At 45.6% G+C, this 12,991-nt stretch carries 16 protein-coding genes and 2 pseudogenes; 10 read left to right on the top strand and 8 right to left on the bottom strand.

All coding sequences use genetic code 11. The features are described from left to right. Nucleotides 1-67: 67 nt before the first annotated feature. Nucleotides 68-403, top strand: a pseudogene (locus Q0R35_RS09265) (4Fe-4S dicluster domain-containing protein); the annotation flags it as partial. 261 nt (nt 404-664) lie between these two features. On the opposite strand, the gene Q0R35_RS09260 reads toward Q0R35_RS09265, so the two are convergent. After that, nucleotides 665-1,156 (bottom strand): hypothetical protein, encoded by a 492-nt coding sequence (locus tag Q0R35_RS09260; RefSeq protein WP_295616580.1) that lies wholly within the window; start codon nt 1,154-1,156, stop codon nt 665-667. 187 nt (nt 1,157-1,343) lie between these two features. On the opposite strand from Q0R35_RS09260, the gene Q0R35_RS09255 reads away from it, so the two are divergent. Further along, complete coding sequence (locus Q0R35_RS09255; protein WP_295616577.1) at nt 1,344-1,649, top strand: hypothetical protein; 306 nt, start codon at nt 1,344-1,346, stop codon at nt 1,647-1,649. Nucleotides 1,650-1,821: 172 nt separating this feature from the next. Here the strand turns inward: Q0R35_RS09255 and Q0R35_RS09250 are convergent, their stop codons facing one another. After that, nucleotides 1,822-2,766, bottom strand: coding sequence for a diacylglycerol kinase family protein (locus Q0R35_RS09250; RefSeq protein WP_295616574.1), 945 nt, complete (start codon nt 2,764-2,766; stop codon nt 1,822-1,824). 325 nt (nt 2,767-3,091) lie between these two features. Between Q0R35_RS09250 and Q0R35_RS09245 the strand changes: the two genes are divergently transcribed. Further along, nucleotides 3,092-3,907: a D-alanyl-D-alanine carboxypeptidase family protein gene (locus tag Q0R35_RS09245; RefSeq protein ID WP_295616571.1), complete on the top strand. Its 816-nt coding sequence runs from the start codon at nt 3,092-3,094 to the stop codon at nt 3,905-3,907. 6 nt (nt 3,908-3,913) lie between these two features. Here Q0R35_RS09245 and Q0R35_RS09240 read toward each other — a convergent pair whose 3' ends face one another. The 4 genes from Q0R35_RS09240 to petB form a co-directional block, all read right to left on the bottom strand. Next, nucleotides 3,914-4,267 (bottom strand): type II toxin-antitoxin system PemK/MazF family toxin, encoded by a 354-nt coding sequence (locus Q0R35_RS09240; RefSeq protein ID WP_295616568.1) that lies wholly within the window; start codon nt 4,265-4,267, stop codon nt 3,914-3,916. Then, the gene (locus Q0R35_RS09235; RefSeq protein ID WP_295616565.1) at nt 4,264-4,497 is read right to left on the bottom strand and encodes a hypothetical protein; all 234 of its coding nucleotides are present in this window, start codon (nt 4,495-4,497) and stop codon (nt 4,264-4,266) included. The genes Q0R35_RS09240 and Q0R35_RS09235 overlap by 4 nt, the downstream gene beginning before the upstream one ends. 140 nt (nt 4,498-4,637) lie before the next feature. After that, complete coding sequence (gene petD, locus Q0R35_RS09230; protein ID WP_295616562.1) at nt 4,638-5,120, bottom strand: cytochrome b6-f complex subunit IV; 483 nt, start codon at nt 5,118-5,120, stop codon at nt 4,638-4,640. Between the two features lie 83 nt (nt 5,121-5,203). Beyond that, nucleotides 5,204-5,872 (bottom strand): cytochrome b6, encoded by a 669-nt coding sequence (petB, locus tag Q0R35_RS09225; RefSeq protein ID WP_295616559.1) that lies wholly within the window; start codon nt 5,870-5,872, stop codon nt 5,204-5,206. A gap of 238 nt (nt 5,873-6,110) precedes the next feature. Between petB and ctpA the strand changes: the two genes are divergently transcribed. After that, a complete protein-coding gene (gene ctpA / locus Q0R35_RS09220) occupies nt 6,111-7,319 on the top strand; it encodes a carboxyl-terminal processing protease CtpA (protein WP_366944855.1) in 1,209 nt (402 codons plus the stop codon). 106 nt (nt 7,320-7,425) lie between these two features. After that, nucleotides 7,426-7,626, top strand: a complete 201-nt coding sequence (locus Q0R35_RS09215; protein ID WP_366944854.1) for a hypothetical protein — start codon at nt 7,426-7,428, stop codon at nt 7,624-7,626. A 165-nt stretch (nt 7,627-7,791) separates the two neighbouring features. On the opposite strand, the gene Q0R35_RS09210 is transcribed toward Q0R35_RS09215, so the two are convergent. Next, on the bottom strand, nt 7,792-7,926 hold the full coding sequence (locus Q0R35_RS09210) for a hypothetical protein (protein WP_295616554.1): 135 nt from the start codon (nt 7,924-7,926) through the stop codon (nt 7,792-7,794). Nucleotides 7,927-8,212: 286 nt separating this feature from the next. Between Q0R35_RS09210 and Q0R35_RS09205 the strand changes: the two genes are divergently transcribed. After that, nucleotides 8,213-9,166: a glutathione S-transferase C-terminal domain-containing protein gene (locus Q0R35_RS09205; protein WP_295616551.1), complete on the top strand. Its 954-nt coding sequence runs from the start codon at nt 8,213-8,215 to the stop codon at nt 9,164-9,166. Between the two features lie 102 nt (nt 9,167-9,268). Here the strand turns inward: Q0R35_RS09205 and Q0R35_RS09200 are convergent, their stop codons facing one another. Further along, complete coding sequence (locus Q0R35_RS09200; RefSeq protein WP_295616549.1) at nt 9,269-9,511, bottom strand: Calvin cycle protein CP12; 243 nt, start codon at nt 9,509-9,511, stop codon at nt 9,269-9,271. A gap of 312 nt (nt 9,512-9,823) precedes the next feature. On the opposite strand from Q0R35_RS09200, the gene Q0R35_RS09195 reads away from it, so the two are divergent. The 4 genes and pseudogenes from Q0R35_RS09195 to Q0R35_RS09180 all read left to right on the top strand — a co-directional run. After that, nucleotides 9,824-10,813 (top strand): ribose-phosphate pyrophosphokinase, encoded by a 990-nt coding sequence (locus tag Q0R35_RS09195; protein WP_295616546.1) that lies wholly within the window; start codon nt 9,824-9,826, stop codon nt 10,811-10,813. A gap of 92 nt (nt 10,814-10,905) precedes the next feature. Further along, nucleotides 10,906-11,751: a pantoate--beta-alanine ligase gene (gene panC, locus Q0R35_RS09190; protein WP_295616543.1), complete on the top strand. Its 846-nt coding sequence runs from the start codon at nt 10,906-10,908 to the stop codon at nt 11,749-11,751. Between the two features lie 169 nt (nt 11,752-11,920). After that, nucleotides 11,921-12,577: pseudogene (gene cmk / locus Q0R35_RS09185) on the top strand ((d)CMP kinase); the annotation flags it as partial. A gap of 16 nt (nt 12,578-12,593) precedes the next feature. Then, on the top strand, nt 12,594-12,991 hold a 398-nt coding region (locus tag Q0R35_RS09180), incomplete at its 3' end, for an NAD(P)H-hydrate epimerase (protein WP_295616537.1).

Genomic DNA, 12,991 nt, shown 5'->3' with positions numbered 1-12,991 from the left:
CCTGAATTAGATAAATAATTTTATTCCCACAATCTTCGTCCTTGGCGAGTATATAGTCGAACTGGATATTATCGATCGATTAGAGCGAAAATTACAAACTAGCCTGAATACCGATCTTTGCAGTCAGTGTCATGCGTGTTTGCCTTGTCCCGCCCAGATTAATATACCTGAAGTATTGAGACTGCGAAACCTGACTGTTGCTTACGACATGACCGATTATGGCAAGTATCGCTATCAGATGTTTGAAAATGCCGGACATTGGTTTCCAGGCACAAAAGCCAATCGGTGTAATGAGTGTGGCGATTGTTTGCCCCGCTGTCCGCAAGATTTGAATATTCCCCAATTATTAACCGATACCCACGATCGACTATATACTCGCCAAGGACGAAGATTGTGGGAATAAAATTATTTATCTAATTCAGGTATCGTTCGAGTAGCATTTCATCGAGAAAATCGCTCTTAGGTTGGTATATACCTATTTTTTTCAAAATGTTCTTTGACGAACATTTTTTTGCGGAGCAGCTCAAAAAACATGCACATGTAAGCTGCTATTAGTGCGCACAACCGACCCTGTTTCGATCGCATGAAATAGAACCGAAAATTTTGGGCTTCATCTGTTTCAGGAGGTCGATGGCGATCGGGAAAATATTGTTAAATAGCAACCCTAAACAACCTCCTCAATCTCTCGTTCGTGTAGCGTCGATTCTGCCAAATTAATATTACTTGATTCTTGCTGGCTTCTTTGTGTAAATGGTAAAATCCAACTTATAGCCAGAGCATAATCGATCGCATACCGCGCGATCTCAAACATCAAAATACTTTTGCCCACTATTAAGGCATCTATCCAGATTTGGGCTAATTCAAATTTGGATACATCGACACTCGCTAAACCGCGTACCAAACCAAAAGCTAAAACCGCACCAGAATTGAGATGGTCGTTACGATCGGCACGGATGATATAACGATAAGTAACGCCGAATAAAAAGCCACTGACGATTGCGATGGCTGCTTCTAGACCTAGACTTACCAACGATCGAGCAGAGTTTGATAAAATATATCGCTCGATGGCGATCGTCAAACCATAGCCGATCCCGGCGACAATCCCGCCGAGACTGCCTGCTTTTACTGATTCGATTCGTTCTAATCTATTTTGCATCGGTTCTGAGTATAGGGAAAAGAGTACCCAGAAATCAACTTTGTGCAAAGTAATGTAAATGAAAAAGATCGCCAGCGCGCGGGTAGGGGAACTATTGTAAAGTAGATTGCAGTTCTGTTCGCGCGGACGAGTCACAGAAATCGCCCCCCGACCAGTTAAAATATTAGTAGTAATTCAAACCCAAACAATGGTAGACCGTCCAATCAAGAAAGCCGATCGTCAAAATCCACCTGTTGAGAGTGACGGTACCCCCAAATCTGCTGAAACCCCCAGCAAGAAGAGTAGTTCTAGCCGTGGTGGTGAAAAAGGTGGTGGCAGAAGAGACTCAAATAAAAGAGAAGAATCTAAACCCCCAGAAAATCTCGCCCTAATGAGAGGCCCCAAACCCAGCAAAGCCAAGCCTCCCACGCTCAAAGAAGCCGAGCCAGAAGTTACTGAAGAAACTGCAACTGAAGAGACTTCAGCAGAAGTAACCACTCCAGACGAGGCTTAAAAGAGTCGATCGTAATTTAGTTGAATTTTAACCCCCCAGGAGGTCTCGATCGTTCGATCGAGACCTCCTGGTTTTTTAGGGAATAGGGACTAGGGAATCGAGTTTTAATCTTCTCAGCCCCCTATTTCTTACTCCTTACTTCTTACTTCTTACTCTTTACTCCTTACTCCTCCTACCCCCTCGCCGCTTGCCACAGAGATCTATCGGCATTTGGCGGTACCATAATCCACAGACTATTAGGCACTACCCGAAAATTCATCGGTGTTTTGCCCAAATAATCGCCATCGACTTGTACCGGAAGCACCTTGCCGCGTTTGCCGCGAATTTCGATTTGTCGCGCCTGAAAATATTGCACCAGCGGATCGCGATTGTAGTGACGGGCAAAAATAGAAATCAACCGTCGGGGTGCCGACAACATGCCTTGCCCTTTAATTACGCACACATCTAATAGTCCATCATCGATCGTCGCATGGGCGGTAAACTTAACCACACCGCCATAAAGTTGACTATTACCGATAATTACCATCAAAATTTTACCCCGCACCCGCTTGCCGTCGATCCGTAATTTCGGACTCACGCCGCGAAAATTCCAGGCGAGCTGAATTGCTTGCTTGACATAGGCGATCGCGCCCAAGCGTTTTTTCTCTACACTAGATATACTTGCCGTCACCGCTGCATCAAAACCAATTCCTGCCATTAACAAGAAGTAACGGTTTCCAGCAATACCAACGTCAATTTGAGTCAATTCCGACTTACTCATACTTTCGGCGGCTTTGAGCATATCCATCGATAAACCCATTTCTCGCGCCCAAATATTTACCGTCCCTAGTGGCAATGTGCCCAGCGCGGTAGTGGTGCCAATTAAGCCATTCATGACCTCATTAACTGTGCCGTCACCTCCGGCGGCGATGACGGCATGATAGCCTGCTTGTGCGGCTTGTTGAGCCTTAGTGGTGGCATCTCCAGGGGCAGTTGTAGCAGCAATCTGAACTTGCCACCCCCGATCGCGCCACAAATTTGCCACTCGATCGAGTGTAGACTTGAGATCGGACGACTGCCCTGCTGCTGGGTTGTAAATAATTAGGACTTGAAAGTTTGAGGGTAGGCTGGCAAACATAGGAAGTTTTGTTAAACCGTTTCAGACGCACAATTCGACACGTTAACTGCTCCGCACGCAGATCGAAACGCACCAAGCTTAAAGCAAGTGTCGTTAGTGTTCGGGGATAGCAAGTTACCCAGAGATTAGCTATCTCAACGCCCGATCGGGAACGAATGGCTGGTAACATTTTAAAATGTCATTAGCCAAATGGACTATTCTTAGCATAATGGCACTAATGGTTACATTTTGACGCAACTACTACCATAATGCTGCGGCTGAGAATTTGTTATCGCTAATCGTCAACTTATGTCAAAATGCAAGAAGTCGCAATCGGAAGTAGCAGTTGAGTAACTCAGATCGGTCTAGATCGGCAAATGAATCGGCTCCTCTAGGTAAAGCCGAGGATATTCCAGCAGCCTTGCGGGATGGTAATAAAACTCCATCTAATCGGGTTACCAGCACTACTGTGAGCGCGTTGCCCTTGGGTGGCATTGCCCTTGGGGTCGGGCTATTTTTGGTGGGTATTACGGCATTTAACTTGGTAACTACATCGCGCGATCGATCGACCCCGATCCCGATCGCTAGTCCTAATGTCGATCCTACCACCACTCCAGCCACAGCTCCGAGTTCGCCCCAGAATAATACCGATAACGTCTTAAATCATCTCCCTTATACTGAAGCTCCCACTGCCGAATTAGTCTCCATTGGTGGCGGCTATCGCTTGCGAAAACCTGCGGCGGCTAAATTTCAAGCAATGGTAGCGGCGGCTCGATCTAGTGGTGTGAATATTACCACCATTTCTGCATTTCGATCGGTTGAAGATCAAAAACGCCTATTTTTTGGCGTTGGAGCCGCACGGGGTCAACAACCGACCAAACGTGCTGAAGTTAGCGCGCCGCCAAAGTATAGCGAACATCATACTGGCTATGCGATCGATGTCGGCGATGCTGCTGTATCTGCCACTAATCTCAATCAAAATTTTGAAACTACACCTGCTTATCAGTGGCTTAAAGCTAATGCCGCTACTTACAGTTTCGAGCTATCTTTTCCCAAAGATAACATTCAAAAAGTCAGCTACGAACCTTGGCACTGGCGATTTGTTGGCGATATTAACAGTCTAGAAACTTTTTATAAGGCTCATAATTTACAAGGTAAATAAAATTGCCTAAATTAAGTCAAAAATAACTTTTAGAGCCTGGTTAATTTTTTCCATCATTTCTAACTCTATTTCCCCTCTAATGGCTACGAGCCGATTTTGATGGTCGATGGGATGCGTCTGAAGACAATCAGCAATTGAATGTTTGCTTAATCCATTCAAAGAGGATGGAATGATGGCAATATTAGTTTTAATTTTGCTTTTCTTCAAGCTCCATGCCGTTAATGGTACGACTTGAATTACAGGTACTCGATCGTTATAGATATTATTGGTAACGATAATGCAAGGTCTAGTTTTACCTGTCTCCGAGCCTTTTGTGGGTTCTAAATCTACATCAATAATTAGTCCTCGATGTAGGCTCATTGTGGCCAACCTACCCGCGCTGCATCTGTAAGCTGCTGGAGTTCGAGATCTTCTTTATATAATTCGGCATACAAGTCCGCAGATCTAACTAGTTCTTCTCGTTCTAGTTCTTTTACTAGTCGATCTAATGCCAAGCGAACGATCGTGCTTTTATCCTTGAAACCCCGATCTTTAAATTGTTCTAGAAAATCGATGTGTGATTGCTCCAGCGTAAATTTTGCTTGTGCCATCTCGAATTGAAGACCCTGTTTTAAGGACTAATTTATATTCTTAGTTTAAGACCTTGCTGTTTTGCCTGTCAATCATAGTCCTTAAAAAAGCCCACCTAGTAGAAACTAGATGGGCGATCGCGGCTAAAATTAAATTCAGTCTAGAATAGACCTAAAGTTAAAGAGGTGTCGATCGGTAAGGTGGCACCGATACCCAGATAGATGGTGAAGACAGTACCGAAGAGGAATACTGCCATTGCAACTGGACGACGGAAAGGGTTTTGGAACTTGTTAACATTTTCCAAGAACGGAATAATTAACAGACCTAATGGTACGCCAGCCATGCAAGCGATTCCTAACAATTTGTTAGGTAATACGCGCAGCAATTGGAATACAGGCCACAAGTACCACTCAGGTAAAATTTCGAGCGGGGTTGCAAATGGGTTTGCAGGTTCGCCAACTAAAGCGGGGTCGAGAATTGCTAAAGCAGTACAACAACCGATCGTACCAAAGATCACGACAGGGAAGATGTAAAGCAGATCGTTCGGCCAAGCTGGTTCGCCGTAGTAGTTGTGACCCATGCCTTGAGCTAGTTTCGCTCTCAAAGCTGGATCGGAGAGATCCGGTTTCTTGATGGTTGACATAGTAAATAAGGATGTAAGTTTTAGTTATTCATGTCTCAAGGATGGAATCGACTATTACGTCTCTTCCACCCTAATGATTCTACTTACAAGGGGCCAGAGATGCCTTGTTTGCGAATCATGATGAAGTGCAGCAACATAAATACTGCAATCAACCAAGGCAACACGAAGGTGTGTAGGCTGTAGTATCGAGTCAATGTTGCTTGACCGACACTAGAACCACCACGTAGAAGGTCAGCCATTGCGACACCAACTACAGGAATTGCTTCGGGTACACCAGAGACGATTTTGACTGCCCAATAACCGATTTGATCCCAAGGTAGGGAGTAACCAGTTACACCGAAACTGACAGTGAGAACTGCCAGAATAACTCCAGTAATCCAGGTAAGTTCGCGAGGATTTTTGAAACCGCCAGTCAGATACACGCGGAAGCTGTGGAGGATCATCATCAATACCATCATGCTGGCACTCCAGCGGTGGATCGAACGAATCAACCAACCAAAGTTAACTTCGGTCATGATCTTCTCAACGGAAGTGAAAGCATCAGCTACAGTCGGCGAGTAGTAAAAAGTCATCGCGAAGCCTGTAGCAAACTGAATCACAAAGCATACTAGTGTGATTCCACCCAGGCAGTAGAAGATATTAACATGAGGCGGAACGTACTTGCTAGCAATATCGTCGGATAGTGCTTGGATTTCGAGACGTTCGTCAAACCATTGGAAGGTTTTACTATTTGTGACTTGCTTGGTAAACATTGACGGGTGCCGTTCTGCTCTCTAGTGTCGTGTTATATATTATAACGCCAGTAGGATTTAGATCCCAATGGCTCTAAATAATGGCGGGGTAACATGTGCTATGTTGCCAAGTAGGAGGATGGTACATCGCTACTCATACCAAATATGCCTAAAATTGTTTAATTTAGTAATATTTGGTTGCAGGTCACTCATATTACCTCTACAAAATTTAACACACCTCTAAAGAAGAGTGGTACCGATCGTGAGAGCTAGTTTTTGGTTTGGTTGGATTCTGAGTCTGCAAGTGGCTCTATTTTGGCTCTGGGGAACAACTCCAGCAGTCGCATTCACGTCGGAGCAACAATTAGTTCTGCAAGCTTGGCGGACGATCGATCGGGCTTATTATGATGACACGTTCAATCATCAAAATTGGTGGGTAACTCGCGATCGCACTCTCAAGCAGCAAATTCCGAATGAGGAAGCCGCATACACCGCAATTACCAAAATGATTGCCAGTCTTGACGAACCGTTTACCCGACTGTTGCGTCCGGAACAATATCGCTCTCTTCAGGTGAACACCGCCGGAGAATTGTCTGGAGTGGGCTTGCAAATCGGCGTGAAGGCGGGTAGCCAGCAAATTGAGGTGATTGCCCCGATCGCCGGATCTCCAGCCGCTCAAGCCGGAATTTTGCCCCATGACACGATCGTCGAAATTGATGCGATTCCGACAACAGAATTAACGCTCGATACCGCTGCTGTCAGAATGCGCGGGGCAATGGGTACCAATGTCAGCCTCCTCATCCAAACTGCCGATAAGTCTCCCCGCGAAGTTATTTTAATCCGCCAAAAAATCGAGCTTAATCCAGTCACTGCCGAACTCCATACCGAAAACGGTCGTAAAATTGGCTATCTGCGCTTATCGCAATTTAGTGCTAAAGCCGCCAAAGAATTGGGCGATAATATTACTAAATTCAAACAACAAGGCGCGATCGGTTACGTGCTAGATTTACGGAACAATCCTGGCGGATTGGTGCAAGCTGGGGTCGAAATCGCCCGTCAATGGTTGAACGAAGGCACGATCGTCTACACTGTCGATCGGCGGGGTGCGATCGACTCGATCGATGCCACTGGTACCGCCCTCACCGATGCACCACTGGCTATACTAGTAAATGAAGGTAGTGCTAGTGCTAGTGAAATTCTGGCAGGAGCCTTACAAGACAATGGCAGAGCCAAGCTGATCGGTACTAAGACTTTTGGGAAGGGTTTGATCCAATCTCTATTCGATCTACCCAATGGCAGCGGTTTAGCCGTTACCGTTGCTAAGTACGAAACTCCCAACCATCATGATATTCATAAATTGGGCATCACGCCCGATCGGGTCGTCCCCACTCCAGAAATCTCCCTAGAATCAGCAGCCACAGCCGCAGATACTCAATATTTAGCCGCTCTCAAAGAATTAGGGGTTTAGGTTTTAGGCTTTAGGCTTTAGGTTTTAGGCTTTGGAACTGCGTTCCAGCTTTTATCCCATACTCCTTACTTCTTACTCCCATCCACCGCTTATCAGTTATAAATTTATGATGAACGCACAAGCTTTACAAGAACGCATCGCACAGGTTGAGAGTAAACGAGTCTTGTTGTTACAATTTCAGGCAGATCTGACACTAGGTACGCTGTCGTTAGATGTCGAACAAGCCCTAATTGAAATGGACGATCTGATGGCAGAATTTCGACAAACTTTTCCCACCGGAGTAGTACCGCCGATTGTCATTGATTAAAGATGCGATCTCGGATAGTTTTTGAGCTAGTTCGATTCATCCTACTAACTAGCTCACTATACTTATTGGGATAGTATCTAAAATAAATAATCGAGCGAATGCTATGCAAGCTAGTTATTAATCAAACTATTTAAATCAGCCTTAAATAAACAGACTAGGTGAAATTTAAAATTTCTGTCCTAATGCTTTAGCCTGATTTTTACTAATCGTCCTTTTTCCATTGACAATATCAGAAGTAACATCGCTGGATGCGCCCGTAATCTCTGCTAAATCTGACTGTTTTAAACCACTGTATTCCATAATGTGCTGTAGAACCTCCACTAGAGAAGATGCCGCAATTGAATACTGTTGTGACTCATAGATCTCGATGAGAGTAACGAGCAATCTGTAGATTTTTTTTCTTCCAGAGTTCGATCTCATTAGCATATCGAGCTAGATCGAGTCGAAGCCGACTAATGGAGATTAGATGCATCGTACTTTTACGACCGATCGATTCATCCTCTCATTTTGCGAGTAATTCGTCGAGTTTGATTAGGCAAACATTTTCAAATACCGCAGATATTTCATACCCCATTACTCAATCATTATGGCAATCCCACCGAGTTGGATCGTGCGAACAGGTCGATCTATTTGGACGCAAATTTGGCAGCTAATGATGTCACAATTGGCACCACCAAACGATCGCGGTGAATATCAGCGACCGCAAAGTGAGTTCCGCAACCGGATCGAGGGCAAATATTCAGCACAGCCGCGTCGTTATCAATTGTATGTCGGCTGGAGTTGTCCGTGGGCGCATCGGACATTAGTAGTTCGCGCTCTCAAAGGCTTGGAAGATGCGATCGAGATTGTCGTACTTCAAGGCGATGCCAATGCTGGTGGGTGGACATTACCAAAATCGGAACACGATTGTCAGACTTTAGCTCAATTGTATCGGTTCGCACAACCGGGTTATAAGGGTCGATCGACAGTCCCAATGCTGTGGGATACCGAGACGTACTCGATCGTTAATAATGAAAGTGCCGAAATTATCGAGATCCTCAACTCCGAATTTAATGAGTATGCCAAACATCCCGAATTAGATCTGGCTCCAGTTGACCTCCAAGAGTCGATCGCCCAGTGGAATGAGACAACCTACCAAACGGTTAATAACGGGGTCTACCGCTGCGGTTTTGCCCAAACACAGGCGGCTTACGATAAGGCGCACACCGAATTATTTGCGACACTCGATTCGATCGAGCTATTGCTGAAGACTCAAGACTATCTCTGTGGCAATCTGCTTACTCTTGCCGATGTGCGACTATTTACCACTCTGATTCGGTTCGATTTGGTCTACCACAACCTGTTTAAGTGTAACCGACGGCAAATCCGCGATTATCCTCAGCTTCAAGCCTATACGACCAAAATCTATCAGTTGCCTGGTGTGGCGGCTACCTGCAATTTTCCGACTATTTTGCAAGATTATTATAGCAACTTATTTCCCCTCAATCCTGGGGGGATTATTCCGCAGTTGCCCGATTTAAGCTATCTGTCAGAAAGTTAGCCCCAAACGCAATCGAGGCATGAGATTTACTCACGCCTCGATCGCATTTATCGGTTTAATTGCCTTGTAGCTATCGGTTCTCAACTGTCAAGCTCAACCGATTTAAGTGTCGTAGAGTAGACATTCTGGGGATTCTGGATTGTCCGAACAGAAACGTTCTAGGGAATTTTTAGGTTGGGCACTGCGTTGGTGTCCTGATTCTTGATGTAATTCTTCTAGGATTTCCATCGCTACGGCAAATTCAGGAGAAGTTTTACCAAATTTTTCGCCAGCCTGATGAGCAGATTCGCGTGCCTGCTCGATCCGGTCTTCCATAGTCATTTTGGTTTCTTGAGAGTTGGTCATAATCTTGGCGATATTACGGTAAGTTATTTAGATTTTTTCAGAGCAGCTTGCCTTATATTGTATCTTCCCCCTCTGAGAAGACACGATTCTAAATGTAGAGGTTTCCACACATTCTAGCAGAAACTGACAGCTCATACCGATCTAGACCTGGCGAATAGGTCGAAAATAAATCTCAGGCAATTCATCAGCGTTAACTTGTTTTGTAACATGATGTAACGAAATTAGCATGAAATTAAAATTCTTTTATATTTAAATGACAGATCGGGGGGTGAGAGTGTTAGAATTGCCTTGCAAAATATAGCACTTGCTGTTGTGATTCGTTCTGCTACCTTGACGCTTCCCACAATCCCCTCGATTAGTGACAACAGTCGTCTTCGACTGTTTTCTGGTAATGCTAATGTCCCACTATCTCAGGAAATTGCCCGTTACTTGGGACTCGATCTCGGTCCGATGATTCGCAAGCGGTTTGCTGATGGCGAAATTTACGTCCAGATCCAAGAATCAATTCGGGGCTGCGATGTTTACCTGATTCAGCCCACCTGTCACCCAGTCAACGATAACTTGATGGAACTATTCATCATGATCGATGCCTGTCGGCGGGCTTCCGCACGGCAGATTACCGCCGTTATCCCCTACTATGGTTACGCTCGTGCCGATCGCAAGACGGCAGGAAGGGAATCGATTACCGCTAAACTCGTCGCCAACCAGATTACTACTGCTGGTGCCGATCGCGTTTTGGCAATGGATCTCCACTCATCGCAAATCCAAGGTTATTTCGATATCCCACTCGATCATATTTACGGTTCGCCCGTAATTATTGACTATTTGCTCGGCAAAAATCTACCAGATGTCGTCGTTGTATCGCCCGATGTCGGTGGTGTTGCCCGCGCGCGCGCTTTTGCCAAAAAGCTCAATGATGCACCATTAGCCATCATTGACAAACGCCGTCAGGCACACAACGTGGCTGAAGTCATGAATGTGATCGGTGATGTAGCAGGTAAAACTGCCATCCTCGTAGATGACATGATCGATACGGGCGGTACGATCTCTGAAGGTGCCAAAATTCTCCGGGCACAAGGCGCGCGTGAAGTCTATGCTTGCGCGATCCATGCCGTATTTTCACCACCAGCGATCGAACGACTATCCAGTGGCGTATTTGAAGAAGTAATCGTCACTAATACCCTCCCGATGCCAGAACATCAGCGGTTTCCGCAACTAAAGGTGTTATCTGTCGCTAATTTACTTGGCGAAACCATCTGGCGGGTACATGAAGAAAACTCCGTAAGCAGTATGTTTCGGTAAGGATGCGTAACAGGTTATCGATTTTAAACTGAATTTATAACCTTGTTATCGTCCATCAAATCGATCGACTTATGACTTACGACTGACTTACGATGAATCTGCCGCTGTTTACCACTCCCAACGAACTCAGTCATTATCTCCAATCCCACCGCTCCCAATCGATCGGGTTCGTACCGACGATGGGAGCGTTACACTTGGGACATCAGAGTTTGATCGATCGAGCTAGACGGGAAAATACCTTGGCGATTGTCAGTATTTTTGTCAATCCACTTCAATTTGGCGCAAACGAAGATCTAGATCGCTATCCGCGTCAGTTGGAAATCGATCGGGTGATTTGTGAAACAGCAGGTATCGATGCTTTGTTTGTGCCTACCCCTGTCAGTATGGGCATCAACAATACACTCACTCAAGTCATCCCCCCGCCAATGATGATGAGTGGTTTGTGCGGAGCGACGCGTGCGGGACATTTTCAGGGTGTGGCAACGATCGTCACTAAATTACTCAACATCGTACAACCCGATCGCGCCTATTTTGGTGAAAAAGATGCTCAACAATTAGCCATTATCCGCCGCATTGTCGCAGATCTCAATTTTCCTGTCGATATCATCGGTTGTCCGACTTTGCGTGCCGATTCGGGTTTAGCACATAGTTCTCGCAATCAATATCTGTCGCCTACCGGACGATCGCAAGCAGCCATCATTTATCACAGTTTACAACAAGCCCAAAAATTAGCAGATCTCCGCGAAGTTAATACCGAGAAACTCTTAGCCGCTGTCACCACCGCATTAAGTACCGTCCCAGCATTTCAACTAGAGTACCTAGCAATAGTCGATCCTCAAACCCTACAACCGATCGACAAACTCAATGAGCCAGCCCTACTCGCGATCGCCGGACGCATCGAAAATACTCGTCTAATCGATAATATTATCATCAGCTAATTTAGGTATTAGGTTTTAGGCTTTAGGTTTTGGTAAAGAATAAAAGAAACAGAACTACTCCTTACTCCTTACTCCTTACTCCTTACTCCTTACTTCCCATAACCCCCGGTGGTTGAGCGGAGCCGAAACCACACACCCACACTCAAACCCCTCCCCAATGTCCCAACTGCCAATTATCGCGATCGATGGCCCCGCAGGTGCGGGAAAATCAACTGTCACCAAGCTTGTAGCCGATCGACTGGGGCTGTTGTTTCTCGATAGTGGCGCAATGTACCGCGCAATTACTTGGCTGGTGCTAGAAGCCCAGCTAGCCCTCGATGACGAGCCAAACATTGCCCTGTTGGTAGATCGAGCAAAGATCGTGCTGACCAAAGACAAAGTTGTGGTGAATGATGTCGATGTAACTGAAGCAATTCGGACATTGGCAGTGACGAGTAAGGTATCGACGATCGCTGCATTGGGAGTAGTCAGAGTGGCTTTAGTCAAGCAACAGCAAGAAATCGGCAGGCAGGGTGGTATCGTTGCCGAAGGACGAGATATGTGTACCAATGTGTTTCCACAGGCGCAGGTCAAGATTTTTCTGACAGCATCGGTAGCCGAACGTGCCAAGCGACGACAACAGGATTTGCGCGATCGCGGACAAGGTGATGTAAGCTTGCTAGAATTAGAGCAATCGATCGCCGAACGAGATAAGATCGATAGCACGCGAGAAATTTCACCATTGCAAAAAGCGGTTGATGCCGTAGAAATTATTACCGTTCGTCTCACTATCGATGAAGTAGTCGATGCGATCGTCGCTATGTATCGACAAGTTGCGAATAAATAACTCAAATAGGTAACTAATGTTCAGCCGTTCTCGATCGTTAGATCGATTGTTGGTTTCCACCGCCCAGATGCAGGAAATCGAAAGCAAGCTATTTGCCGCCGGGATGCCTGTCGCCGCCCTTATGGAAAAGGTGGGAGGACTAATTGCCCGACGATTTCAAATTTTGTATCCCCGTTCTGTATATCAACGAGTCGGGATTCTAGTTGGGATGGGACATAATGGTGGCGACGCGCTTGTAGTTGCCCGCGAGTTATATTTTCAAGGGTATGAAGTTGCTATTTATGTACCATCAGAGCAACTGAGCGAACTTACCAATCAACATTACTGTTATATTTCCAGTTTAGAAGTCAAAATTGTTGATGATGTCCGGGGTTTAGCAGGTTGTGATGCGATCGTCGATGGTTTATTCGGATT

Source organism: Chamaesiphon sp. GL140_3_metabinner_50 (genome assembly GCF_025361915.1).
Lineage (GTDB): Bacteria > Cyanobacteriota > Cyanobacteriia > Cyanobacteriales > Chamaesiphonaceae > Chamaesiphon.
This window is presented reverse-complemented; position numbering and strand designations above follow the sequence as displayed.

Coding starts and splice junctions, on each gene's coding strand:
- Q0R35_RS09215 (WP_366944854.1), top strand. CDS start 7,426: ATGATGAACGCACAAGCTTTACAAGAACGCATCGCACAGGTTGAGAGT.
- petB (WP_295616559.1), bottom strand. CDS start 5,872: ATGTTTACCAAGCAAGTCACAAATAGTAAAACCTTCCAATGGTTTGAC.
- panC (WP_295616543.1), top strand. CDS start 10,906: ATGAATCTGCCGCTGTTTACCACTCCCAACGAACTCAGTCATTATCTC.
- Q0R35_RS09200 (WP_295616549.1), bottom strand. CDS start 9,511: ATGACCAACTCTCAAGAAACCAAAATGACTATGGAAGACCGGATCGAG.
- Q0R35_RS09255 (WP_295616577.1), top strand. CDS start 1,344: ATGGTAGACCGTCCAATCAAGAAAGCCGATCGTCAAAATCCACCTGTT.
- Q0R35_RS09260 (WP_295616580.1), bottom strand. CDS start 1,156: ATGCAAAATAGATTAGAACGAATCGAATCAGTAAAAGCAGGCAGTCTC.
- Q0R35_RS09250 (WP_295616574.1), bottom strand. CDS start 2,766: ATGTTTGCCAGCCTACCCTCAAACTTTCAAGTCCTAATTATTTACAAC.
- Q0R35_RS09240 (WP_295616568.1), bottom strand. CDS start 4,267: ATGAGCCTACATCGAGGACTAATTATTGATGTAGATTTAGAACCCACA.
- Q0R35_RS09205 (WP_295616551.1), top strand. CDS start 8,213: ATGGCAATCCCACCGAGTTGGATCGTGCGAACAGGTCGATCTATTTGG.
- Q0R35_RS09235 (WP_295616565.1), bottom strand. CDS start 4,497: ATGGCACAAGCAAAATTTACGCTGGAGCAATCACACATCGATTTTCTA.
- Q0R35_RS09210 (WP_295616554.1), bottom strand. CDS start 7,926: ATGGAATACAGTGGTTTAAAACAGTCAGATTTAGCAGAGATTACGGGC.
- petD (WP_295616562.1), bottom strand. CDS start 5,120: ATGTCAACCATCAAGAAACCGGATCTCTCCGATCCAGCTTTGAGAGCG.